Here is a 24,646-nt window from a genome sequence, read left to right on the forward strand (position 1 = left end):
GGGTTTCGCGGCGCATGCGCCGTGCCGGATGAGCGGATACGACTTGCAAGCCCAAAGGCTTCCCCCTGGCTCTTCAACAAAGCCCACAGCTCCTCCCAGCAAATCACCTCGCATCACCCTCTCGGTAGATTTGATTCACATCCCCACATCCACGCGCTACCCACACCCCAAAACACTCCCTAGCAAAACCAAGCAAACACCACTCGTCGAAATTAAACAAACCGCTTGAACCAATATCACTTTCCCCTACAAATAAGCATTTTTAACAAATCAACCACACAAGATAGAAAAACTTAACAACTCAAACCATTAAGCTCTGCCATGCATCGGGTATCAACCCCGCTGACACCGCCCCCATCGCTAACCCGTGCATAGGCCAAACTTCATGAAAATCTCCTCCATGTCGGTCTCGACTCGTTTGCTGTTCGGCTTTGGTTTGATCATGAGTCTATTGATTGGCATTGCCGTGTTCGGCTATACGCGTATCTCCACATTGAATGACAACATCGAGTTGCTGGTCACCGACCGTTACGCCAAGACAGTATTGGTCGCCAAACTGAACGATAGCGTCAATGTGATCGCACGAGCGGTTCGCAATATCGCGCTCTTGGACGAGCAAGAAGCGATCGACCACGAACTGTCCAGGATGTCGAACGAAACGGCGGCCAGCAATGCAATCGTCGAACAGCTTGGCAACATGATAAAGAGCAGCGAAGGCACGGCCATGCTGGACGACTTGTCAAAGGCCCGCGCCGATTACTACAAGATCCAATCGACGCTGATCGACGTTCTCAAAGCGCATCGTATCGACGAAGCCCGCAAGATCATCTTTGGCGAGATGCGCGAAAAACAGGCCGTCTATTTCTCGGCACTGGCAAAGCTGGGCGATCGCCAGAGAAACATGATGGACCAGTCCGCCGATGAAAGCCGCGAGGTCTACCAGCAGTCGACTTTCCTGCTGGTGATGGCGAGCGCGATCGCCCTGCTCACCGGGATCATCGGCTCGGTCGTGATCACCCGCAGCATATTGCGCCAGCTCGGCGGCGAACCGGTATACGCAATGGAAATCGCGGCGGAGATTGCGCGCGGCAACCTGGCCTGCGCCATTGCCGTCAAGAGCGGCGACACCGATAGCCTGATGGTTTCGCTCGTGACCATGCGCGACAAGCTGGCCGAGATCGTCGGCAATGTGCGGCAAGGCACAGACACCATCGCCACCGCATCCTCGCAGATTGCCACTGGCAACCTCGATCTGTCGGGTCGCACCGAAGAACAGGCAAGCTCGCTGGAACAAACCGCATCTGCAATGGAACAACTGACTGCGACGGTCAAGCAGAATGCCGATAGCGCCCATCAAGCCAGGGGCCTGGCGAGCGCGGCCTCCGACACCGCCGTCAACGGCGGCCAGGTGGTGTCGGAAGTGATCGACACGATGAACTCGATCAGCACATGTTCGAAAAAGATCGTCAGCATCATCGAAGTCATCGAGGGTATCGCCTTCCAGACCAACATCCTCGCCCTCAATGCCGCCGTGGAAGCGGCGCGCGCAGGTGAACAGGGACGCGGCTTCGCGGTGGTCGCCAGCGAAGTGCGCAATCTGGCCCAGCGCTCTTCATCTGCCGCCAAGGAAATCAAATCGCTGATCCATGATTCGGTGGGCGCCGTCGATCACGGTAGCGCCCTGGTCGAGAAAGCGGGCGCGACCATGCAGGATATCGTCCAGAGCGTGCAACGCGTGAGCGACGTCGTGGCCGACATCAGTGCGGCCAGCCAGGAACAGAGCACCGGCATCGAGGAAGTCAATCGCGCCATCGCCCAGATGGATGAGGTGACCCAGCAAAACGCTGCGCTGGTCGAAGAAGCGGCTGCGGCAGCGCAGTCGCTACAGGACCAGGCGAGCTCGCTGAACCACGTCGTCGGCATCTTCAAACTGGCACGGCAGCAGGCCATTGCCGTGGCCGATATCCGGCATGCAGCCATGCCGGAAGGCCTGCAGTCACCGGACGGGCCAATGCAGGCGGCGCGGCCGCTGCTCAACTGACATCGGCTTGCGCCTTCCGGCAGGCCTGCGCCGGCTGCGCGTCGATTCAAGCCTGCCGGTGATCTCGCACGCGCAATGCCATCAGGTCGGTCGCCACTGCCGCCAGGTCCTGCAAGGCCTGCCGCTCGATGGCTCGCAACAGGCGCGGCTCGCGATCGATCACGCACAGCGTCCCCAGCGAAAAGCCGTCATGGACCAGCGGGATGCCGGCATAGAAACGGATGTAGGGAGCGGCCACCACCAGCGGATTGTTCTTGAATCGCGCATCTTCCTTCGCGTCCGTCACCATGAACAGCTCGTCCTGCATGATCACATGACTGCAGAACGCCCAGGAGCGCGGCGTCTCGCAGATCTCCACGCCCTGCTTGGACTTGAAGTGCTGGTGATCGGCCGACAGCAACGTGATCAGGGCGATCGGCGTACCCAGCAGTTGGTTGGCAAGCCTGGTGATGCGGTCGAAAGCCGGGTCCGGATGCGCCAATAAACCCGTCTCTTCCAGCGCGCACAAGCGCTGCGCTTCATTGTCCGGAATCGGAAACAGCGCGCCGTCGCCCGACGAATGCAGCGCTGCCTGTTCGTCGGAAAGCGCGGTGGATATCTTGTTGAGCAGGCTCAACACCGCGCTTCTACGGGCACGCCTGTGCCCGCCCGGCGTCTTCCAGGATTCCAGCACGCCGCTTTCCATCCACAGCTGTGCCGTACTGACCGAGACCCCCAGCAGCCGCGCGGCCTCCGTGGAGGTAATGGCGACGTCGCTGGTGGAATCTTCAGTGGTCTGCATAGGTGGGGACTCGGGAATCGATACTGGCGTGGAGACTATCAGAAAACAATAAAATCACATAGAAAATCACAGGATCAGCAATTTCAACAAAATTAATCAATGAAACCACACCCCATTGTCGATTAGGACTCAAATTAATCAAATTAATTCCATTAATATGTCAAAATTAATGAACCAAGAAAGTCGGGCGCTGTCTTGAAAGGGTTGCCGAAAATCAACGACCATCCCTCACTATCGCTCATGACAAGACAACAAGATGATGAAAATTTCCTCCCTGACCGTATCGAGCCGCTTGCTGGCCGGCTTTGGCTTGATCATGTGCTTCCTTTTCGGCATCGCGATATTCAGTTACGCCCGGATCGCCGAACTCAACGACAACATCGATCTCCTGGTCAACGACCGATATGCCAAGACGGTGCTGGTCAGCAAACTGAGCGACAACGTCAATGTGATCGCCAGGGCGGTGCGTAATATCGCGCTGGTCGATGGCAAGGATGCGGTCGACAGTGAGTTGTCGAGGATCACCGATGCCACTGCGGCCAACAAGGCCACGATCGAGCAGTTGGCGATCATGATCAAGACGCCCGGTGGCATCGCCCTGCTGACCGACCTGTCGCGCGCCATGAACGACTATGGTTCGACGCAGTCGGCATTGGCCGACGCCATCCGCGGTAACCGTATCGATGACGCCAAGAAGATGATCTTCGGCGTGGTGCGTGAGAAGCAGACGGCCATCTTCTCGATATTGAGCAAACTGGCCGACTACCAAAGAAGCCTGATGGATCAATCCGCGGTAGAAAGCCATCAGGTCTACGAGCATTCCCGCCTGCTGCTGGCCGTCGCCAGCGGCCTGGCGCTGCTGTGCGGGCTGGTCGCCTCGGTGCTGGTGACCCGCAGCATCCTGCGCCAGTTGGGCGGCGAACCGGTCTATGCGATGGACGTCGCCGCGCAGATCGCACAGGGAAACCTTGCCTCCCCGATCACCGTCAAGCCTGGCGATAGCGATAGCCTGATGGCTTCGCTGGCGGTCATGCGAGACAAGCTGGCCGCCATCGTCGGCAATGTCCGGCAAGGCACCGAGACCATTGCCACGGCCTCCTCGCAGATCGCCACCGGCAACCTGGACCTGTCGAGCCGCACCGAAGAGCAAGCCAGCTCGCTGGAAGAGACCGCCTCTGCCATGGAACAGCTGACGGCAACGGTGAAGCAGAACGCCGACAGCGCGCAACAGGCTAGCCGCCTGGCAACGGCGGCGGCCGATACCGCAGTCGACGGTGGCCAGGTGGTGACCCAGGTGATCGACACAATGGACGCCATCAGTGCGTCGTCGCGACAGATCGTCAGCATCATCGACGTGATCGAGGCCATTGCATTCCAGACCAACATCCTTGCCCTGAACGCGGCCGTGGAAGCGGCCCGCGCCGGGGAGCAGGGACGCGGCTTTGCCGTGGTGGCCAGCGAAGTGCGCAATCTGGCCCAGCGGTCGTCGACGGCGGCAAAGGAAATAAAATCGCTGATCCAGGATTCGGTCGACAGCGTCGACCGCGGCAGCCTGCTGGTCGAAAAGGCAGGCGCCACCATGCAGGAGATCGTTCAAAGCGTTCAACGCGTCACCGAGGTGGTGTCCGAGATCAGCGCCGCCGGCCAGGAGCAAAGCACCGGTATCGAGGAAGTCAACCGCGCCATCGCCCAGATGGACGAGGTCACCCAGCAGAACGCGGCGTTGGTCGAGGAAGCTGCCGCGGCAGCACAGTCCTTGCAGGACCAGGCCACATCGCTGAGCGAAATCGTGAGCATCTTCAAACTGGCCCAGGCCAGCGGTATCACCCTGGCGCCGCAACGGCAGACCAGGATGCCGCCATTGTCGATGCGCACGGCGCGCCCGCTGCTCGGTTGAGACCGACGACGATCGCATGCGGCGCCCGCCTCGGATGGCGCCAGCATGCGATGCGACATGCTGGCGATGAGGCCTGTCGCGCCGCCTGGCCGCGGCCCAGCGACGATGATGGCGTCGCCGCTGCTTGCCCCACGCCCTAACAAGCGTTGCACCTACATCTTCGCGCCGGGATCGGGCGCACGATGCAAACCTTCACTGCAGCATTGCGTCCGGCATTTCCTGCGCCACGCTGCAGACCGGTGCGGAACGGACACAGCGGTTTGATCCGAGAGATTAAAGCCAGGCCGCAATCAAAGGAATCATCATGTCAAATCTCAATACCCCCCAGGGCAACCCGGTCCAGGAGCAAGGCGACCTGCAACAGCAACAGCAACAGCAAAATTCACCGGACAGTCCCGAAGCGCAGTCGGACGACGAAGAGCTGGACGTCGCAGGCGACGACGAACCGGTACCCGGTGACATCCCCGATGTCGACGGTACACCGACACCAGATCAGGTGCGCCAGACCCAGGCCGACCAGCAGAGCGACGCCGACGACGTCGATCCTGATCGAATCGCTGCCGGTACCGGCACCGCGCAGGCCGATATCGCATCGACCTGAGCCGGTCGTCCGATCGACAGAGCCCCGCCGCAGCCAGCCGGCTGCAGCGGGGCTTTTTCATGCGCTCAGAATTCGATCGGCTGGTCGGCCAGCGCGTAACGACGGCAATGCTCGAGATAGGCCCGCTCATGACTTGCCACCAGGTCGACCACACTGCTCCACAGCCAGGACGGCACCTCCAGCGTCTTGGATCGATAACGCGCCAGTTCGGCACTCCAGGCCGCTCGCGTAGGCTGGTCCATCTGGCCCGCATGCGCCAGGCCCACTACCCGCGCCAGGTAACGGGCGGCGCGCAGCGCCTCGGCCTGGCTGACGTGATCGATTTCCAGCTTCAAGTCCTGCGGCAGCAACTCGCGCATGAAGACGGGTCGCTCCAGGATGCGGGCCGATTTCATCCGCGTGCCAAGGTGCGGCGACAGATGCCGGGCGCCCTCCACCACGCGGTCGGCATTGTCCCTCGGCATTCTTGCGTCGGCATAGCGGGGCGCCGCAGCGGTGACCGCTTCCTTGATGTCGAACAGGCAGATATCGCTGCGTTCGGTGGCCTGGCCGTTGGCATCCAGCAGCACCGCAAACCTGAGATAACCGAGCGAACTGCAACCCTTCATCCAATAGGCGGTATCGAGCATCTTGACCTCGGCATTGTTGGCACGGTGCCGCATGGCCGTCACCAGCTCGCGCGCGTCGCTACTGCGGAACAGCTCGCCAATGACCTGCCGCTCGTGCTTCGATGCCGGCCAGAAGCGCTTGCCCAGCGGGATGCGAACGGTCTTGCCTTCGATACGCTCCTTGGCCAATTCGCGCCAGGTACGCCGGTGTGCGCTTTTCAATGCGATGCGCACCGACTCGGGCTTCTTGCCGGTCTCGTCCTGCGCGCCGGATTGGAAAGCCGACTCGTAACCCTGCACCAGCACTTCCATCAGCTTGGCGGTGATCACCCCGGGAAGATCGGAACTGCGCGCAGCCATCGCCAGCGACAGGGCCAGCCGGATCAGGTCATGCGTGGGATTGCCGATCACGGTCTGGTCGAAATCCCGTATCTGGATCTGGATCCGGCCATCGGCACTGGCCACCGGGCCCAGGTTGCCGATATGGCAGTCACCGCAAATCCAGATGGCGGGGCCCTCGGGCAGGTTGCTGGGGGCGGTTTCATTGAGCCATTCGTAGAACCTGAGCGTACTTCCGCGCACATAGGCTTGCGCCGAGCGCGCCATTTTCAGTTTCTTGGCAGTCGCCAGCAGATCGTGGCGATCCGATGGCCGTGGAACGACCTTGATCAGTTTCTTTGGCATGCGGTTTATCTTTTGGAAATGAATGTGGACTGTGTCGTCCAGGGTGGACCGCTGCCATCAGGATCGTCCCCTTGATCGCCTGCGTCTATCGGCCGAGCCTGCTAGTGCGCGTCAGACAGGCACCCTATTTATTTGATGCGCCACCCTTGAAACCATCCACATACCATCCATATGGATTCCATAAGGATGATACGAACGATAAGTTACCGAGGGAAAACCATGTCAGGCACCGAACTCAAGCCGCGCATCGGCGACAGTGAAAAGATCACCATCAACCTGGGCGTGGTCGACCTGGGACAGATCGACCTGCTGGTGCAGGAGGGCTTCTATGCCAATCGCACCGACCTGATCCGTACCGCCATTCGCAATCAGCTGGGGGTACATGCCGACGTGGTCAAACAGACGGTAAGTCGCAAGAGCCTGGTGCTGGGGCTGCAGACATACACCCGGCTACAACTCGAAAAACTGCAGGCAGCCAATGAAACATTACAGATCCAGGTAGTGGGGCTGGCGACGATCGCCAGCGATGTCCCGCCCGAACTGGCCGCGGCAGTGATCGAGTCGGTCACCGTCCTCGGCGCCTTCCATGCCACCGGCGCCGTCAAGGCAGCGCTGGCCGGCCGCATCCATTAGCGTCACCCACAAGGAATTCCATGTCCAAGCTCCGCGATCTTCATGCACGAATGGCCGACATCACGGCCCGCCTCCGCTCGCAAGATGCCGGTGGTGCGACCGAAATCATCCAGCGCGCACTCACGTCTGCCGGCCTGACTTCACCCACCCCTTCCGGGAGCGCCGCCCCGCAGTCGTTGCGCAAGCTGTTGACCGGCCTTGGAACAGGGCCGGCACCCTGGAGCAATCTTCCGGGCGCGGCGCCCGATGCGGATACCGCCGATGAAAAATTCATCAGTTCCACGTTGCGGGGACGTCGCTACAAGACCTATGTGCCCTCCAGCTACCGGGGCCAGGCGATGCCGCTGGTGGTGATGCTGCACGGCTGCACCCAGGACCCGGACGACTTCGCGCGCGGCACGCAGATGAATGCGCTGGCCGAAGAAAAAGGATTCGTCGTGCTGTATCCGGCGCAGGACGCCAGCGCCAATGCGTCCAAATGCTGGAACTGGTTCAATGCCATCGATCAGCAGCGCGGCCAGGGCGAGCCGGCATTGATCGCTGCCATGACCAACGAAGTGATCGAGCGCTACAGCCTGGATCGCGAACGGGTCTATGTGGCCGGCTTGTCTGCCGGTGGGGCAATGGCGGTCATCATGGGCGCCACCTATCCCGATCTCTATCGCGCCGTCGGCGTGCATTCGGGCTTGCCGTATGCTGCCGCCTCCGACTTGCCGTCTGCCCTGAGCGCGATGAAAGGGATCTCGCGGCGACGCAACGCACCGCACGACGCAACCCTGCCGATCATCGTGTTTCACGGCGACCGCGACACTACCGTCAGTCCGGCCAACGGCCGGGTGCTGATCGACGACTTCGCCAACGGGCTCGACCAGGCGGACCACGTCAGCACCCTGGTCGAACAGGGCAAGGCCGCGGGCGGGCGCCAGTTCTCGCGCACCACCCTGCATGCAGACGGAAAACCGGTGCTGGCCGAGCATTGGGTGATTCACGGCGCCGGTCATGCCTGGGCCGGCGGCAGCGCCGCCGGGACCTATACCGATGCGCAGGGTCCGGACGCCTCGCGCGAGATGTTCAGGTTCTTCAGCACCCAGGGCGCAGACCGGGCCTGAAGCAGCAGTGATGCGAACGCCTCAGGCGAGCGCATCACGCGACCGCATCGGAGCGCGGCCGGGCAATCGCAAACACCACTGCCACCGCGACCAGGTCGAACGCGGCCAGCAACATGAACAGCGGGCCGTAGCCGATCTGCGTCACCAGCACCCCGAACAGCAGCGTAAACAGGGTCGCGCCCAGGTAGCCGCTCATGCCGGTCAGGCCGGTGGCGGTGGCCACCTGGTTCTTGCTGAACACGTCGGAGGTGATCGAATACAACGCGCCCGACAGCGTCTGGTGCGCAAAACCGCCCACCGACAGCAAGGCAATGGCGACATAGGGACTATCGACGAAACCCACGCAAGCGGGGCCGATCATCGACAGGCTACCGACCAGCATCACCAGCTTGCGCGACGTAAACAGCGAGACCTTCAGGTGCTTGTGGAACCATGGACTGAGGTAACCGCCCAGCACGCAGCCGATGTCTGCTGCCAGGAACGGCAGCCAGGCAAACATGGCGATTTCCTTGATGTTCATGTGGCGCTCGGTGGCCATGTACAGCGGGATCCAGGCATTGAAGGTCTGCCACGCCGGTTCCGACAGGAAGCGCGGGATGGCAATCGACCAGAAATTACGGCTGCCGACGATCTTGCGCCAGCCTTCCTTGTGCGCCACCTGTTGCGCGTTGGGTTCCTGGCCCTCGATGATGTACTGCCGCTCTGCGGGCGAGAGGCGCTTCTGGTCCTGCGGGCTCTTGTAGAACAGGGTCCACAGGATGAACCACAACACGCCCAGAACGCCGACCACCACGAACGACATCTTCCAGCCGCCGTGCAGGATGGTCCACACCACCAGCGGCGGCGCGCACAAGGCACCGATCGAGGCGCCGATGTTGAACCAGCCGATCGCCACCGAGCGCTCCTTGGCCGGGAACCATTCGGTGGCGGCCTTGACCCCGCCGGGAATGCCGGCGGCCTCGGTCATGCCCAGCAAGCCGCGCAGGAAGGCCATGCTCTGCCAGCCCGTGGCCAGCGCGGCCAGCGCGCACACCAGCGACCAGGCCAGCGCGAATATCCCGAACCCGATCTTGGTGCCGACCAGGTCCAGCACATAGCCGGCTACCGGCTGCATGACCGCATAGCAGATCTGCCAGGCCACCACGATGTAGGAATACTGCTGGGTAGACATGTCCAGCTCGGCCATCATGGTGGGTGCGGCCACCGACAGCGTATTGCGTGCGAGGTAGTTGATGATCAGGCCCAGTGTGACCAGCGTGACCATCCACCAGCGGATGCCGCGTACGTACTTCATGATGTCTCCAGTTTGGCGTTTTACTTTTAGTTATGCGATGTCGTACATGTTAGCGGACAATTAGTCCGACTAATTCGCACTTTAGGTGGACAACTTTAAATCAGGCCAAAGCGGGAAGTCAACCGAAAAACGGGATGAATTTCGCGCCAATGCCGGGATTCCGGCACTCGCCGGTGGAACTTGCTGGCACCGGACGACGGCAGGCTTGCCCTCTGGCAGCAAGTCGCGCATAGTATTTTATCCTTATGACATTGGAAGTTATCGTACATGCTAGACAACCCGGTAGAGGAACGCAGCGTCTCGCCTCCTGCCCAGGCCAGCCGCGCGGAACAGATCTGCAAGCTGATCATTGCCGCCATCCTGCGCGGGGATTATGTCGAGAACCGCAAGCTGCCCACCGAGGTGGAACTGGCCGCGCATTATTCGGCCTCGCGCACCACGATCCGCGAGGCGCTCTCGCGGCTGCGCTCGGAAGGCATCGTCAGCTCGCGTCGCGGCTCGGGAAACTATATCCAGCGCCTGCCCTCGCAGCCTGCGCCTGTGCGCCCGCAGATCGCCAGCATCCATGACATCGAGCGCTACTACGCGTTTCGCCTGTGCGTCGAGGCCGGCGCTGCCGAAAGTGCCAGCCTGGCGCGCAACGCGGACGATATCGCCAGCCTGCACGCGGCGCGCAGCGCGTTGCAACAGGCGCAACGCAGCGGCGGCACCGCCGTCGAAGAAGACCTGGCGCTGCACCTGGCGATAGCACGCGCCTCGCACAACCCGTTCTTCATCTCGACCATCGAATATGCGCTCAGTCCGATCCGCCAGTGCATGGAACTGGCGCAAAACCTGGGCCGCCCGCAGGGCGCAGCGGAAATCGCGATGATCGACGACGAACACGACGCCATCGTCCAGGCCATCGTCGAGGGCTCGCCCGCGCGCGCAGGCGCAGCCATGCGTCGGCATATCGAGCATGCCCGGCAACGAATCTTCGAAGGCCGCTAGCAGATGCAATTCACCCCGCGCGCCATGGGCGCGGCCGATATCGGCGCCTGTCACCGGCTATCGCAACAAGTACAGTGGCCGCACCGCCTGCAGGACTGGCAATTGCTTCGCCACCTTGGCCATGGCGTCGTGATCGACATGCACCATGGCCGCCAGGCGCCGGTCGTGGTCGGCACTGGCCTGCACTTCCATTTCGGTCGCGTTCCCATGCGCCTGGGCGCGGCCAGCGGCCCTGCCCGGGCCGGCGCCGTGCGGCTCTTTTCTGCGATGGCGCAAGCGCTGGGCTGAGCGCTAGTACGTCCACTTGATCGATACGCTGCCGTTGATGGGTGCGGCATAGTAGGCCTGGTTCCAGTAGACGCTGGCCAGGTATTTCTTGTTGAAGACGTTGTTCAGGTTGGCCGACACGCTCAGGTGCTTGTCGATGTCGTAGCGCGCCATCAGGTTGGCCACCCAAACCCCGCCCTGGACCATCGTTGCACTGTCGTTGTAGCGGACCTGGCTTTGGTAGTTGAAGCTGGCTCCGATCTTCATCTGCTCCAGCTGTTCCAGGCGAACTACGCTCGACAGGCGCAACTGGCGACGCGGCACGTACTTGCGCGCCGACTCGCCCTGGTCGCCGGCGATGCGCTGGATGACCAGCCCCAACGTCGCCTGCCAGTTGCGCGCCAGCTCGCCGGTGACATCCAGCTCGACGCCCTCGGACCTGGCCTTGATGCCACGGTAATACGCCTGGCCATCGTCAAAGTTGCCGGCGACGTCGGCGATGCCGTTCTGCTGCACCCGAAACACGGCCGCCGAGGCGTTGGCCCGGCCCTGCATGAATTCGCCCTTGAGCCCGAGTTCGGCGCTGGTGCCCCTGGCTGGCGCCAGCGTGGCGCGGTCGCGGTCGATCTCGGTCTGGGGGTTGAAGATGCTGGCATGGCTGCCATAAAGCGAGAGATCGCGGTTCAGGTCCAGCACCAGGCCCACATAGGGTGATACCGCCGATTGGCCCAGGGCGTGGCTGGCGCCCTCGGCCACGCCCGTCGAATCGGCCCTGGTGGCGTTGGCGCCCAGCAGCAGCTTGAGACGCTCATCGAGGTCCAGGCGGGTAGCGGCATAGGCGGTCCGGCGCCGGTCGGCATAGGAGCTGCCGGTCGGGCTGTTGTCGAACACCGGGTACGGGAAGGCGCCATCGAAGGCAGTGCCGCCGTCGATGGAAATATAGCCGGCGCTGGTGTCGCGCCCGCCGTTGTCGAGCCTGGACCGCGACCAGCTCACGCCGGCCGTCAGATCGTGATCGCGCCCACCCAGGCGGTACTTGCCCGTGACGTTGCTGTCGACGAACAACTGCCGGTTGGCGCCGGCAAACAGCGATGGATAGACGCTCAGGCCGGCGCCGGTGGCGACGTCGGGGCTACCGGCCAGGTACAACAGGGCGCTGTCGCTCTTGATCTGGTTGTAGTTGAACGTGGTCTTCCACTGCCAGCCCCGGCCCAGCCTGCGGGTCAACTCGGCAAAGCTGCGCTGCTCGGACGAATCGTAGTAGCTCCATTGGGCCGAGCTGCTGGTAGCCACGCCGTAGCGGGTCGGGCTGCCATCGGCGTAGGCCAGCGGCAAGGCCCCCCACATCGCGCCCTTGCCGTGGACCTGCTGCTGGCTGTGGCCCAGCGTGAGTACGGTCGCCGCATCCAGCGTGGCTTCGATCACGCCATACAACAGGTCCTTGGTCGGCTGGTAGCGTTGCAGGTAGGATTGGCCCTCCTGATGGGCCAGCACCATCCGGGCGGCCACCGTACCGGCCTGGTTCAAGGGGCCGGACACATCGGCATCGACGCGGCGGGTATTCCATGAACTGATGCTCGCTGCGGTTGTGGCCTGCAACGTATCGGTGGGCCGCTTGCGCACGAAGTTGACCGTGGCCGATGGATTGCCCGCCGCCGACGACAGGCCATTGGCGCCACGCACGATCTCGATGCGGTCGAACATGGCGGTGTCGAGGTCGCCGGTCTGCTCGCTGTAGGTCAACGGCATGCCCACGCCGTCAAACTGGAAATTGGTGATGCCAAAGCCGCGCGCGGTGTAATAGGTGCGCTCGGTCTCGACCTTCTCGACGGTGACACCGGCAGTGCTGGAAAAGACGTCGTTGAGGGTGGCCAGGCGGAAGTCATCGATCCGGGCGCGGGTGATCACGGTAAGCGACTGCGGCGTCTCGCGCGGCGACAGTGCGATGCGGGTGGCGGCACTGCTGTGCTGCACCGCATAGCTGTCGGCGTAGGCGTCGGGCGGCGGCTGGCGCTCGACGGCGACGGTCACCTGCGGCAACTTGTCGATGGTCGGCGCGGCGGGGCTGGCGCGCCGCTTCAGGGTCAGGGTGCCGTTGTCGGTTTGCTGCAGTTCCAGCTCACCCTCGCCGATGGCCTGCTGCACCGCCTGGGCCGCCGTGAGCTGGCCGCTCACCGGCCGCGCCTGGCGGCCTCGCACCAGTTCCGGATCGACCGCGATGGCCTGTCCGCTCTGCCGGGCGATCTGCATCAGGATGCCGCCCAATGGGCCAGCGTCCAATTGGAACTCATGGGCAACCGCAGTCGTGATCGATGCTTGCCGGGCCAGCGCCACAGGGGCGCATAGCGCGGCGCAGGCGACCGTCACGGCGATGATCGCGGCCCGCAGCTGCAGCGGAGATGGCTGCATGACGGTTATCGCCTCGTAATGATGATGTCGCTCTGCAGATGAGGTAACCGGAGCCCCCTCGAAGCGATCACTTCGGCCGACGAATTCACGCTATTTCATGTCGATCAGGACCAGCGGGCCGACATGGCGCACGCTGATGGGCATGGTCTGGGCCAGCGAGCGCAGCAGGTTGTCGGTATCGTCCAGCGGGAACGCACCCAGCACCCGCAACTGCGATGCCGCCGGCGACACCCGCACATACCCTGCCCGGTAGGGCCGCAGCGCCTCGACGACATCGGCCAGTGGCTGGTCGTCGACCACCAGCATGCCGTCGACCCAAGCCGCGCGGCTGCTCATGTCGCCCGCTGCGCGCTCGATGGCGCGCGCATTGTAGAAGACTGCCTGGCCAGCCTGCAGTACGTCTTCGCCGGCTGCGGTGTCGACCCGGATACTGTGCTCCAGCACCAGCGCCAGCGACCGTTGGGCCTCGTGCCGCACCAGGAAGCGCGTACCCAGTGCGCGCGCCTGGCCATGTTCGGTCTCCACCACGAAGGGCCGTGCCGGATCGGCGGCGACGGTGGCGATCAATTCCACCTGTTGCAGCCGGATGCGGCGCAGGCCGGGACGGTAATCGATATCCACCGCCGTGCGGGCGTTGAGCACCAGGCTGCTGCCATCGGGCAGGTCGACCCGTTGCCGCTCGCCGGTGGCGGTATGCAGGTCGGAGCGCCAGGCCAGCAGCGGATGAAAGCGGTTCACCAGGATCCCGGTGCCGATGCCGGCGATGGCCAGGGCCAGCGTCGAACGCAACACCTTGCGACGCCCCGCAGGGGCTGGCCGGGATACGATGCGCTCGACCGCCTGGGCCTGGCCTTGGGCACGGGCGTCGACCTCCAGCACCGGGGCGAACGAACGCTGCAACATGCCCTGGATGCGTTCCCAGGCTTGCGCATTGCCGGGGCGGACACGCCAGGCGCTCAAGCGCTGGTAGTCGTCGGGGGTTGCTTCGCCGGAGCGCAACAGCACCATCCACTCGATCGCCTCTTCGGCCGTGGGGTCGTCCAGCGCCTTGCGTGCGTTCATGCGTCGGCCGCCAGCCAGCAGGCACGCATGGCCTGCGTCATGTAGCGGCGTACCGTGATGACCGGCATCTGCAGTTGTTCGCCGATCTCGCGGTAAGTGAGCTCTTGCAGCTGGCTCAGCAGGAACACCTGGCGCACGCGTGGCTTGAGGCTGCCCAGCACCGCGTCGATCTGCTGCAAGGCTTCCAGGATCAGCGCCCGGTCTTCCTGCGAGGGTGCATGCTCGGGAGCGATCCGGGCCAGTTCTTCGAGATAGGCGCGCTCAAGGTCGCGCCGTCGCCAGAAGTTGAACATGACACGTCGCGCCAGCGTCGCCAGGAAAGCGCGCGGCTCATCGATCTGTTCTACGTTGCGGGCCGCCACCACCTGGATGAAGGTATCCTGGGCCAGGTCGGCTGCGTCATGCCGGCAGCCCAGCCGCTGCCGCAACCAGCCTTGCAGCCAATCGTGATGAGCGTCATAGAACTGCGTGAGCAGGACATCCTGCGTGCCGGAAGACATGACCAGATTCTCGTGAAAATGAGAATTATTGCCATTTATATTCATCTTCGCAAGACATGCCAGAATGACAACATCGTCAGTACGGGAACGTCGGCAACAGCCGAACAGAGCCTGCCAGGCGCTCCGCCTGGCAGGCCCTGTTCATATCAAGGAGGCGCTTGGCGCTGCGTCGGCCGCAGCACCTATCCCGCTCAGAGGCGGCCGATCTGGGTCAGGCCGGTGGGATTGCCCCGATCGTCCTCGTCGTTGTCTTCGTCGCCATTGATATTGAGCTCGCGTCCGACTTCGGCGTCGTCGACACCGGCGACATGCGCCAAGCCGATATCTTCTTCCCGCAACTCGGACGGTGAACTTCCCGCTTCGTTGCCTGCAATAGCGTCCTGCTCTTCGGGCAGCGCGGCCAGTGCCTCGATCTCTTCGTCACTGTCCTGGATCACCCGGTCGGCTTCCAGGCCGGGAAGATCGACGTCCAACGATGTGTCGTTGGCACGCTGCGGTAGTAGGTCCTTGGACATGATGACTCCTCTCAAATGATGGAAAGCGCTTCGCCCCAAGCCTGCCGCAACCCCGCCGGTCGGGCGGGGGATCGGCAGGACCGCACCGCGTGCGAGATGCCGCGGTGGTCATGTGCGGCCCGGGACGACCGATGACACAGGGTAACTGCTGTGGCAAGCCTAGGCAGTCGGGCGTTGCCCCTAAACCGTGTCAGCGTCCTTTACCTGGGCTTGACACGCACGGTGGTTGGGCGCGGGCGCGCCGTTGCGGCGCGGTGATCCATCGCTCGGGACGTAATCGGGCGCCAACGACGACGACGCCAGGTCGGCCGCGCCCTGCCCGACTCGCTGCAACGCTGCATGCCGCACCTGGCACGGCAAATGCTTAGTCAAAAATACACTATGCATTATGCATAGTTAATGCATGGCAACCCTTTTGACTCAACCGCCGGCGCACCGCGCGGCCTTTCGGGAGCAAATGTTGGAGAACCGCCTTGAAGTCAGGAACCTCAGTCACTCTTTCATCAAGTCCAACGATGAAGAGATCCGTATCTTCCAGAATCTCAATTTCGCTGTCGGCCGCGCCGAGATCGTAGCCATCGTCGGCCGCAGCGGTGCCGGCAAGAGCACCCTGTTCAATCTCATCTCGGGCCTGCTCAAACCCAGCGCCGGCAAGATCGCCCTGGGCGAACGCGACGATGGCAGCGCGGGCAGCATCGCCTACATGTTGCAGAAAGACCTGCTGCTGCCCTGGCGCACCATTGTCGACAACGCCGTGCTGGGCATCGAACTGCACCGCAAGGTGACCGCTGCCGACCGCGAGCGTGCACTGGCGATGCTGGATCGTTATGGCTTGCGCTCGGTAGCCAATGCCTATCCGCATTCCTTGTCTGGCGGCATGAAGCAACGCGTGGCATTGACCCGCACCCTGCTGGCCGGGCCGACCGTGGTGTTGCTGGACGAACCCTTCTCCGCGCTCGACTACGAAACCCGGTTGATGCTGGAAAACGACGTCATCGAACTGACCCGCACCGAGGGCACCAGCGTGATCCTGGTCACGCACGACATCGATGAAGCCATCGCCATGAGCAACCGTATCGTGGTGCTGGGCGGGCGCCCGGCCAAGATCACCCGCGAAGAAAGCATCGTGTTGACGGTGGAAGGCAGCGATGGCCTGCGCGACGCCGTCACCGCGCGCGGCGCACCGGAATTCCCGCGCTATCACAAGTCCATCTGGAACGCGCTGCGGGCCAGCGACGTCGCCCACGCCAGCACCTGAGAGGGATCCATGAAAAAGAAAAACAACGGTGCCACCGCCATCGTCGTCACCATCCTGGTGATCATGGTGGTGCTGTGGCAGATGGCGGCGCAGGTGGGACTGATCAACGGCCAGTTGCTGGGGTCGCCGCTGGGCATCTACAAGTCGGCGCTGGTCGGTTTCACCAAGGGCCAATTGTTGTGGGATACCTGGGTCACGCTGGCCGAGACCGTCCTTGGCCTGGTGGTGGGCAGCACCCTGGGCATCGTGCTGGGGCTGGTGCTGTGGTTCTATCCACGCCTCTCGGACATCATCGAGCAGTTCGCCATCCTGCTCAACAGCATCCCCAAGATCGCGCTGGGTCCGCTGATCATCATCTGGTTCGGATCGGGCATGGTATCGAAGGTCTGGCTGGCCGGTATCTCCACCTTTGCGGTGGCCATGATCTCTGCCTGCGCCGCGGCCCAGGAGGTCGATCGCGACCTGCTGAACCTGTTCAAGTCATTCAAGGCGCAACGCGCCATGGTGTTTCGCAAGCTGATCCTGCCGGCCTCGATTCCGTGGATCTTCTCCATCTTGCGCATCAACATCGGATTCGCGCTGATCGGCGCGGTGGTAGGCGAATTCATCGCCTCCGAAAGCGGGCTGGGCCATGCGGTATTCGTCGCCGGCTCGCTGTTCGATCTCAACACGGTCTGGCTGGGCGTGCTCATCCTGACGCTGATGGCAGCCGTGCTCACCTGGATAGTCCAACTCACCGAAGAAAGGATCGTTTCATGGAAAGTCGAACAATGACGTACCTGCGCACGCTGGTCGGCACCGCGATGGTCAGCGGCTGCCTTGCGCTCGCTCCCGCGCAAGCCGCCGAGAAGGCCGTGATCTACCAGGCCTTCCAATCCATCCAGTACCTGCCCTTGTACGTGGCGATCAACGAAGGCCTGTTTACCAAGCATGGCCTGGAGGTGCAGAAGGTGACCGCCGGCGGCGGCGCGCAGGGGGTGGCCGCGGTCATCGGCGGGCACGCCGACTTTTCGCTGCAGGACCCGATGACGGCGGTGCTGGCCAATCTCAAGGGTGCCTCGCTGACCAATGTGGCGATGGTGGTATCGGGCGTGCCGGTATGGATGGTGGCACCGGGCGATTCGCCCATCAAGTCGGTGGCCGACCTGAAGGATCAGACCATCTCGGCCGCCCTGCCGCCGTCGACCAGCACCTACCTGCTGCAGAACCTGCTCAAGGAAAAAGGCCTGTCGGCGGTCAAGTTGAACACGGTGGCCATCGGCACCGAGATCTCGCCGGTGACCGCCGGGCGTGCGGCCGCGGCCACGCTCTACCAGCCACAGGTGGAACAGGCCCTGGCCAACGGCTACCGGATCGTGCATGACTTCGCCAAGCAATACGATGGCGTGTATGCGTTCTCTACCATCGATACCCTGAAGTCGACCGTCCAGAAGCGTCCGCAGATGGTGCAGAGCTTCGTCAACGCCATTGCCGACGCCGAAAAGCTGATGCAGACCTCGCCCCAGGTGGCCTTCAAGGTAGCGGTGGCGGAATTCCCATCGCTCGACAAGGCGGTGGTGGAAGCGGCGGTCAAGCGCATGCTAGCACAGAAGATCTACCCGGCCACCCCGTCGATCTCGCGCCAGGCCTTCCAGGCCGGGCTCGACCTGCAGATTTCGATCGGCAACATCAAGCAGGGCGAGGTAACCTACGAAAGCGCGGTCGACAACAGCTTCGCCGAAAAGGCTTCCAAGCCCTGACGCCCGACTGTCCATGCGCGGCGCCACCGACTGTCGACGTGGCGCCGCCTCCCGAAAGGATCCGAACATGAGTAGCTCCAACACCCCAGGTGCCGGCGATGCATTGGCCGCCGCCATGCGCGCGGCCGAACAGCTCGATGGCACGCTCAAGGCCTTCGTCCATCGTCCCGTGTCGTACGCCATGCCGGGTCCTGCCGCCGGCCCGCTGGCCGGCATCCCGGTCGCCGTCAAGGACTTGATCGATACGGCCGACATGCCCACCACCTACGGCTCGAAGGTATTCGCCGGCCATCGTCCGCAACACGACGCCTGGATCGTCGCCAAGCTGCGCAGCCTGGGGGCGGTCATCTTCGGCAAGACCGTCACCACCGAATTCGCCTGGCGTGACGCCGGCCCTACCGTCAACCCATGGAACCCCGCCCATAGCCCGGGCGGTTCGTCGAGCGGCTCGGCCGCCGCGGTAGGCGCCGGCATCGTCGATATCGCCCTGGGCACCCAGACCGTCGGCTCGGTCATCCGCCCCGCGTCGTATTGCGGCGCGATCGGCTACAAACCCACCTTCGGCCTGATCCCGACCGATGGCGTCCACGACCTCGCGCCTTCACTGGATCACCTCGGCTTCATCACCTCGAGCGTCTACTGGGCCGCCGTATGCCACGCGCTGGTCGCGCGCGACGGCAGCGTGGCCGCACCAGCATCGCCGGCGCGGTTCGAAGCGCTCAAGCCGCGCCGCATCGGCCTTTATCGCTCTTCGCAATGGAGTCAGGTTGCCGCCGACGTGCAGCACAATTTCGAGGCCGTGGTAAAGCGCCTGCAAGCGCACGGCGTGCAATGCGAAACGGTCGAGCTGAGCGACGACATCGTCGCCCTCAACGCGCTGACCACCGAGATCCTGTCGTTCGAAGGATGCGCCGCGATCCAGGGCGAGATCGCCGGCCGCGAAGAACTGGCCGGCCCCTATACCCGCGAACTGGTCGCCCGCGGCCAGGCCATGGACGAGGTCGAGTACGGCGCCGCGATCGAAAGGCTGGACACCTTGCGCGAGCATGCCAACGACTGCTTCGGGCAATTCGACGCCATCATCTCGATCACCTCGCCCACCACCGCGCTACCGGGCCTGGAAAAGACCGGCGACGCCTCTTTCTGCGCCCCGGCGACCTTGCTGGGCCTGCCGGCGGTGAGCGTGCCATCGGGCTTTTCGGGTGAGCTGCTGCCATATGGAGTGCAACTGATCGGACGCAGCGACGACGACCTGGCGCTGCTGGGCATGGCCCAATGGCTGTCGGAGGTATTGCCTGGATTGCGGCGCCCGGCACTGCCTGTGCCACAATAAGGCAGACACCCGCCAGAGCGGGGCGCGACCCCGCCGTTCGAGACACCAGCCCGATCCGACGCATGAGCAAAGCCTTCAAGACCATCGAACAGCAGGTACTGAGCCTGTTGCGCAACGACATCCTGCGCGGCCATTACCAGCCTGGCGACAGGCTGCGCCAGGACCAGGTGGCGCGGCGCTTCGAGGTCAGCACCACTCCGGTGCGGGAAGCCTTCCGCGGCCTGCGCTCGGAGGGGCTGGTGACCATCGACGCCAACAAGGGGGTGGTGGTCAAGGGGCTTACCGTGAGCGATGTGGCCGAGATCTACGAATTGCGCATTGCACTGGAGCCCTTGCTGGCAAAGAAATCGGTGGCGACCATCGCGCCCGGATCGCTGCAGGCCGCCACTGCGGTGCACCAGCAGATGTGCGCGACCGTCGACCCGCACCAATGGTCGTCGCTGAATCGCGAATTCCACCTGCACCTGATGAAGAGCCAGGAGCAGTCGCGCCTGTTCGAGATCGTCAGGAACCTGCTGGTGGTGGCCGAACCCTATGTGTCGCTGTCGATGTTCCTGCATCCGCGCATCCAGCAGACCGACAATGAAGAACACGGCATGATGCTGGAGGCTTATCGCAAGAAGAACGGCCGCGCCGTCGAGAAGGTGGTGCGCCAGCACCTGGAACAGACGCTGGCAGCCATCCAGGATGCGGTCGAGCAACAGACGCTGGAGCAGTAGGCCGGCACCGGCGTCGGGAAATGCCTGATAGGCAACATGGGGCGACAGCGGCAACATGGGCTCATCCGACAAGTCATGGAGCAAGCCCCTCATGAACAAGACCGCTATGATTGCCGCCTCTCGCGTGGACGAACGCCGTGCGCTGACCAGCTGGATGGCGCTGCACGAGATCGATATCCTGAGCGCCGCCAATGGCATCGAAGCCATCGAGCAGATGGCCGTGGCGCCGCCCGACCTGGTCCTGGCGCAGCTGAGCATGAACGACATGAGCGGCCTGCGGCTGGCGCACTACATGAAATCGCACCCCGGCTTCAGTCATGTACCGGTGATCCTGCTGTGCCAGAACCGGCGCGAGATGGAACTTGCCAATGGCCAGTGGCCGACTTTCCTGTTCGAGGCGCCGGTCAATGTGGCCTTGATCTCCGAACTGCAGCGCGAGCTGGGCGAACTGGTCTGCTGAACCTGGCGGCGCACGAAAAAAACCGAAGCTGGACTGACGTTCAGCTTCGGTTTTTTTGCGTCCGGCAGAGCCGGATTGGTCAGGCCTTGTTGGCCTTGTAGCCCTTGCTGCTCATCGGTACCAGGGCCAGCACCAGGCCCAGGATCGACAGCGCCAGCACGTAGTGCGCCGGGCCCTGCGGGTCCTGCTTGATCCACAGCGAGATCAGGATGGGCGTGAGGCCGCCGAATACCGCGTAGGCCATGTTATAGGCGAACGACAGTCCCGAAAAACGCACCGCCGGTGGAAAGGCACGGGTCGACACGATCGGCGTCAACGCGATGCTGCCCACGAACAGGCCCACCAGCGCATAGCCCCATACCAACGACTCCGGCGTACCCGGCAGTTGGCCGTAGAACCAGACCGTCGACAGCGCCAGGCCACCCCAGCCGATCAACATCGTGGGCAAGGTGCCGATGCGGTCGCACAGCCAACCCACCAGCAGGCAACCGATGGTCAGCGTCAGCGTGCCGGCACAATTGGCCTGCATCACCAGCTTGGGCGGCAGACGATGCACCGTCTGCAGATAGGCCGGCGTCATCAGGATCACCACCACGATCGCGCCCGACAGGCACCAGGTCATGCCGGCGGTCAACAGGCAGGCGGCGCGGTGTTCGCGCAATACGGTCTTGAGCGGCATCTCGCGCGACTGCGCGCGACGCACGGCCAGTTCCTTGAAGACCGGCGTTTCTTCGAGATAGCGACGCAGATAGACCGATACCAGCCCGAACACGCCCCCCAGGATAAAGGGAATACGCCAGGCGAAATCGGTGACCTCGCCCGGTTCGAAGACGCTGTTGATGAAGATGCCCATCAACGAACCCAGCAGGATACCGCCGGTAATGCCGGCGGTGAGCGCACCGACGCCGAAGGCATAGCGATTGGCCGGCACGTGCTCGGCCACGAACACCCAGGCGCCTGGCATCTCGCCGCCGATGGCGGCCCCCTGCAGGGCGCGCATGAGCAGCAGCATGATCGGTGCGGCCACGCCGATGCTGGCGTAGGTCGGCAACAGGCCGATCACCAGGGTCGGCACCGCCATGAGGAAGATCGACAGCGTGAACATGCGCTTGCGACCGATCACATCGCCATAGTGGGCAATGATGATGCCGCCCACCGGCCGCGCCAGGTAGCCGGCGGCAAAGATGCCGAAGGTCTGCAGCATGCGCAGCCATTCCGGCATGTCGGCCGGAAAGAACAGCTTGCCGACCACGGCGGCGAAGAATACGTAGATGACGAAGTCGTAGAACTCCAGCGTGCCGCCTAGCGCGGACAGGCCAAGCGTCTTGTAGTCGGACGAGGTAAGAGGACGATGCCGGGACTCATTGAGCGCCCCGGTGAATTCAACAGGAGTGGACATGGCTTTCAACAATCGACAGGCCAACCCCGACGATGTCCTGGCAGGGCCACGAGCAGCGGGGTCGAGCAGCTGGTTTGGGTTCGAATGGATGCATCGCGGACAGCGGGGCCCGCAGAAGGCAGACTTGGAGAAATACGTATATAAAAATATTACGGATTAACGCCAAAACTGCAGTAATGATACCCGAAAGCGGGAAATCTTTCGCGACGCAGCATTTAATGCCGCCAAATAGGCATCCCACAGCATGCGAATCGTGGGGATGCGACATCCGGTGGGATGATGATCGCAAGCCTGCGCTGATGATGCATCGCGGCCGGGAAACGCCGCCATTCAATGCGAGCCAATGATGATTTCTTACATTCCCAATGCGTTCGAGGTAAAACGCTGCAAACTAATTCGAGACGACTTTACAACGATCCAGCTGGTGCGCGGGCTGGCAATTGAGAATCGCGAGCCCGTTGCGTTCATGGTTCGAGCGAAACGTCGATCTCGGCGCTGCGTCGCAGCATCAGGAAACCTTCGCCATAGATGTTGCGGATCTGCATCGGCGGATTGGCCAACGAGCGCAATTTCTGGCGTACGCGGTAGATCAGGGCGTCGATCCGGTGGGCGTCGTACTCTTCGGCGCCGGACTTGAGCAGGTCGAACAGCTGGCTGTGGCTGACCGGATAGTTCGGGCTTTGCAGCAGTGCCGCCAAGGCCGTGCTTTCCTTGTCGGTGAACTGCAGCATCACGGCGGTACTGTCGGAGAGCCGGCCGGACTTGCGGTTGAAGCGCCACTTCTCGGATTGCGGTGCAATCTGGTGCGCCGCGGTCTTCATGCGGCGCGCCAGCGCGGTGAGCGTGGCGGCGACTTCTTCGAGCTTGACCGGCTTGACCATATAGTAGTCGGCGCCGTCGCTCATGCTGCGCACGCGTTCTTCGAGACGGGTCTTGGCCGTCAGGATGACGATACCCATCGAAGGGAAGCGTTGGCGCATGGCGGCCAGGTCGGGAAGCAGGTTGCCATCGGGAAGGATGGCGTCGGCGATGAGGATATCGGGTTGGCTGCTGCGCAGTACATCAAGCGCTTCGCCACGGCTGGCGCATTGGCTGACGTCATATGCCAACGCACCGACTCGCGCTGCGAGCTGGCTGCGCCATTCGATTTCGCCTTCAACAATCAGTACTTTCATCTAATTAGTGCTCCGGGCGAAGCTGTTTTTATGACCGCCGCCACCGTCGCCACACCCATCAGGGAACGCGGCTCCGAAGCCCCCTGGGGTGGCGGCGATGATTCCATAATCACAACGTTATACAGAAAATATCCGTCAGGAAACTCATAAAATCTCGCAGTTATTTCTCGCAAAATGGGGCGCGCCACTGCTCAGCAAACGGCCTACCGTTTCCAGCAGGTAGTCCATCGAACAGGGCTTGAGCAGGAACGCTGCGATCTCCGGAAAGTCGACCGCCGCGCGTGGCAGGTTGGCGCTGATCAGCGCCACCGGGATGTGCCGGAAGTCGTCGTGGGCCTTGACGTAGCGCGCCAGTTCGATGCCGTCCATGTTGGGCATGCTCATGTCGGTCAGCACCAGGTGCGGCATGCATTCGTGCATGCGCTCGATGGCTTCGCGGCCGTCGCCGGCGGCAATGGCCGACATGCCGTTGTTCTGCAGGATCTCGCACAGGAGCTCGCGCGAATCGGCGTGATCTTCCACCACCAGTATGGTCTTGCGCACCTTTTCACCAGCGTGCCCGCTGGCATTGACTACTGCCATTTTCATCCTCCCTCATCGGACCTTTCCAAGGTTCCGGTAGGGTGATATTGGCGCTACGGGGCACTTCCGGGTATCGGGATTTTCCTGAGCAAAATGGCAACATTGACCATGCCTTGGCGCAAGGCAATGCAGCCCTGTCGCGGCAGGCAATGCGGGCATTCGGGGAGAGGAAGGTAAAAAGCGGCGAGCGCCAGGGTCAGCGCGTTGACAGCAGCCGTTGCACCTGGTCCAGCAAGTGCTCGAAGAAGATCGGCTTGCGCAGGAACAAATCGTGGCGCGACTGCGAGAGGTCGTGCAATTCAGGCGCGCCGCTGCTCAGGATCACCGGCACGCGCTGCCCACCCGGCAGCGCACGCAATGCGATACAGAACTCGATGCCATTCATCAGCGGCATCATGCAATCGGACACGACGATGTCGGGCATGGCCCGACGGGCCTTGGCCAGCGCATCGACGCCGTCGCTGGCGGTCATCACCCTGAACTCGTGCAGCTCGAACAGCATGGCGTAGGTATCGGTGATGTCGACCTCGTCGTCGACCACCAGGATCAGCGGTCGCGGTGCCGCCGTTGGGGGGGAGTTGATCGACATG

The 24,646-nt window shown here is 62.9% G+C and carries 24 protein-coding genes; 13 read left to right on the top strand and 11 right to left on the bottom strand.

Going from position 1 to position 24,646, the window contains the following annotated elements:
* Positions 1–400: 400 nt before the first annotated feature.
* Positions 401–2,041 carry a methyl-accepting chemotaxis protein gene (locus PMI40_RS24585; protein WP_304412173.1) on the top strand — a complete coding sequence of 547 codons (1,641 nt, stop codon included), beginning with the start codon at positions 401–403 and terminating at the stop codon, positions 2,039–2,041.
* A 46-nt stretch (positions 2,042–2,087) separates the two neighbouring features.
* Here PMI40_RS24585 and PMI40_RS19620 read toward each other — a convergent pair whose 3' ends face one another.
* Positions 2,088–2,822 carry a GAF domain-containing protein gene (locus PMI40_RS19620; RefSeq protein ID WP_008118986.1) on the bottom strand — a complete coding sequence of 245 codons (735 nt, stop codon included), beginning with the start codon at positions 2,820–2,822 and terminating at the stop codon, positions 2,088–2,090.
* Positions 2,823–3,078: 256 nt separating this feature from the next.
* Between PMI40_RS19620 and PMI40_RS24590 the strand changes: the two genes are divergently transcribed.
* Together PMI40_RS24590 and PMI40_RS19630 are read left to right on the top strand one after the other, a co-directional pair.
* Positions 3,079–4,719: a methyl-accepting chemotaxis protein gene (locus PMI40_RS24590; RefSeq protein WP_008118987.1), complete on the top strand. Its 1,641-nt coding sequence runs from the start codon at positions 3,079–3,081 to the stop codon at positions 4,717–4,719.
* A 304-nt stretch (positions 4,720–5,023) separates the two neighbouring features.
* Positions 5,024–5,320: a hypothetical protein gene (locus PMI40_RS19630; RefSeq protein ID WP_008118989.1), complete on the top strand. Its 297-nt coding sequence runs from the start codon at positions 5,024–5,026 to the stop codon at positions 5,318–5,320.
* Positions 5,321–5,385: 65 nt separating this feature from the next.
* Here PMI40_RS19630 and PMI40_RS19635 read toward each other — a convergent pair whose 3' ends face one another.
* The gene (locus PMI40_RS19635; protein ID WP_008118991.1) at positions 5,386–6,612 is read right to left on the bottom strand and encodes a DUF2252 family protein; all 1,227 of its coding nucleotides are present in this window, start codon (positions 6,610–6,612) and stop codon (positions 5,386–5,388) included.
* A 219-nt stretch (positions 6,613–6,831) separates the two neighbouring features.
* On the opposite strand from PMI40_RS19635, the gene PMI40_RS19640 reads away from it, so the two are divergent.
* A complete protein-coding gene (locus tag PMI40_RS19640) occupies positions 6,832–7,245 on the top strand; it encodes a hypothetical protein (RefSeq protein WP_008118993.1) in 414 nt (137 codons plus the stop codon).
* A gap of 20 nt (positions 7,246–7,265) precedes the next feature.
* Positions 7,266–8,354 (top strand): PHB depolymerase family esterase, encoded by a 1,089-nt coding sequence (locus tag PMI40_RS19645; RefSeq protein WP_008118995.1) that lies wholly within the window; start codon positions 7,266–7,268, stop codon positions 8,352–8,354.
* A gap of 34 nt (positions 8,355–8,388) precedes the next feature.
* Here PMI40_RS19645 and PMI40_RS19650 read toward each other — a convergent pair whose 3' ends face one another.
* Positions 8,389–9,648 (bottom strand): MFS transporter, encoded by a 1,260-nt coding sequence (locus PMI40_RS19650; RefSeq protein WP_008118997.1) that lies wholly within the window; start codon positions 9,646–9,648, stop codon positions 8,389–8,391.
* Between the two features lie 267 nt (positions 9,649–9,915).
* On the opposite strand from PMI40_RS19650, the gene PMI40_RS19655 reads away from it, so the two are divergent.
* The gene (locus PMI40_RS19655; RefSeq protein ID WP_008118999.1) at positions 9,916–10,638 is read left to right on the top strand and encodes a FadR/GntR family transcriptional regulator; all 723 of its coding nucleotides are present in this window, start codon (positions 9,916–9,918) and stop codon (positions 10,636–10,638) included.
* Between the two features lie 3 nt (positions 10,639–10,641).
* On the top strand, positions 10,642–10,926 hold the full coding sequence (locus tag PMI40_RS19660) for a hypothetical protein (protein WP_008119000.1): 285 nt from the start codon (positions 10,642–10,644) through the stop codon (positions 10,924–10,926).
* Between the two features lie 3 nt (positions 10,927–10,929).
* Here PMI40_RS19660 and PMI40_RS19665 read toward each other — a convergent pair whose 3' ends face one another.
* The 4 genes from PMI40_RS19665 to PMI40_RS19680 all read right to left on the bottom strand — a co-directional run bounded on the left by PMI40_RS19665 (position 10,930) and on the right by PMI40_RS19680 (position 15,391).
* The gene (locus tag PMI40_RS19665; protein WP_008119002.1) at positions 10,930–13,314 is read right to left on the bottom strand and encodes a TonB-dependent receptor; all 2,385 of its coding nucleotides are present in this window, start codon (positions 13,312–13,314) and stop codon (positions 10,930–10,932) included.
* Between the two features lie 90 nt (positions 13,315–13,404).
* Positions 13,405–14,376 carry a FecR family protein gene (locus tag PMI40_RS19670; protein ID WP_008119005.1) on the bottom strand — a complete coding sequence of 324 codons (972 nt, stop codon included), beginning with the start codon at positions 14,374–14,376 and terminating at the stop codon, positions 13,405–13,407.
* Positions 14,373–14,876 carry a sigma-70 family RNA polymerase sigma factor gene (locus PMI40_RS19675; protein WP_008119007.1) on the bottom strand — a complete coding sequence of 168 codons (504 nt, stop codon included), beginning with the start codon at positions 14,874–14,876 and terminating at the stop codon, positions 14,373–14,375. The genes PMI40_RS19670 and PMI40_RS19675 overlap by 4 nt, the downstream gene beginning before the upstream one ends.
* 191 nt (positions 14,877–15,067) lie before the next feature.
* A complete protein-coding gene (locus tag PMI40_RS19680) occupies positions 15,068–15,391 on the bottom strand; it encodes a hypothetical protein (protein WP_008119009.1) in 324 nt (107 codons plus the stop codon).
* Between the two features lie 457 nt (positions 15,392–15,848).
* Between PMI40_RS19680 and PMI40_RS19685 the strand changes: the two genes are divergently transcribed.
* From PMI40_RS19685 to PMI40_RS19710, 6 genes are all read left to right on the top strand, one after another.
* Positions 15,849–16,649, top strand: a complete 801-nt coding sequence (locus PMI40_RS19685) for an ABC transporter ATP-binding protein (protein ID WP_040502499.1) — start codon at positions 15,849–15,851, stop codon at positions 16,647–16,649.
* 9 nt (positions 16,650–16,658) lie between these two features.
* Positions 16,659–17,423, top strand: coding sequence for an ABC transporter permease (locus PMI40_RS19690; protein WP_008119012.1), 765 nt, complete (start codon positions 16,659–16,661; stop codon positions 17,421–17,423).
* Positions 17,405–18,388 carry an ABC transporter substrate-binding protein gene (locus tag PMI40_RS19695; protein WP_008119013.1) on the top strand — a complete coding sequence of 328 codons (984 nt, stop codon included), beginning with the start codon at positions 17,405–17,407 and terminating at the stop codon, positions 18,386–18,388. The genes PMI40_RS19690 and PMI40_RS19695 overlap by 19 nt, the downstream gene beginning before the upstream one ends.
* A 67-nt stretch (positions 18,389–18,455) precedes the next feature.
* The gene (locus tag PMI40_RS19700; protein WP_008119014.1) at positions 18,456–19,721 is read left to right on the top strand and encodes an amidase; all 1,266 of its coding nucleotides are present in this window, start codon (positions 18,456–18,458) and stop codon (positions 19,719–19,721) included.
* A gap of 62 nt (positions 19,722–19,783) precedes the next feature.
* Positions 19,784–20,440 carry a GntR family transcriptional regulator gene (locus PMI40_RS19705; RefSeq protein ID WP_008119015.1) on the top strand — a complete coding sequence of 219 codons (657 nt, stop codon included), beginning with the start codon at positions 19,784–19,786 and terminating at the stop codon, positions 20,438–20,440.
* 91 nt (positions 20,441–20,531) lie between these two features.
* Positions 20,532–20,900 carry a PleD family two-component system response regulator gene (locus PMI40_RS19710; protein WP_008119016.1) on the top strand — a complete coding sequence of 123 codons (369 nt, stop codon included), beginning with the start codon at positions 20,532–20,534 and terminating at the stop codon, positions 20,898–20,900.
* Positions 20,901–20,979: 79 nt separating this feature from the next.
* Here PMI40_RS19710 and PMI40_RS19715 read toward each other — a convergent pair whose 3' ends face one another.
* The 4 genes from PMI40_RS19715 to PMI40_RS19730 form a co-directional block, all read right to left on the bottom strand.
* Complete coding sequence (locus tag PMI40_RS19715) at positions 20,980–22,299, bottom strand: MFS transporter (protein ID WP_008119017.1); 1,320 nt, start codon at positions 22,297–22,299, stop codon at positions 20,980–20,982.
* Positions 22,300–22,763: 464 nt separating this feature from the next.
* On the bottom strand, positions 22,764–23,474 hold the full coding sequence (locus PMI40_RS19720; RefSeq protein ID WP_008119018.1) for a response regulator transcription factor: 711 nt from the start codon (positions 23,472–23,474) through the stop codon (positions 22,764–22,766).
* A gap of 144 nt (positions 23,475–23,618) precedes the next feature.
* A complete protein-coding gene (locus tag PMI40_RS19725; protein WP_008119019.1) occupies positions 23,619–24,056 on the bottom strand; it encodes a response regulator in 438 nt (145 codons plus the stop codon).
* A 196-nt stretch (positions 24,057–24,252) separates the two neighbouring features.
* Positions 24,253–24,645: a response regulator gene (locus PMI40_RS19730; RefSeq protein ID WP_008119020.1), complete on the bottom strand. Its 393-nt coding sequence runs from the start codon at positions 24,643–24,645 to the stop codon at positions 24,253–24,255.
* Position 24,646: the final 1 nt, after the last annotated feature.

Origin of the sequence: Herbaspirillum sp. YR522, assembly GCF_000282575.1 — a bacterium.
GTDB lineage: Bacteria > Pseudomonadota > Gammaproteobacteria > Burkholderiales > Burkholderiaceae_D > Herbaspirillum.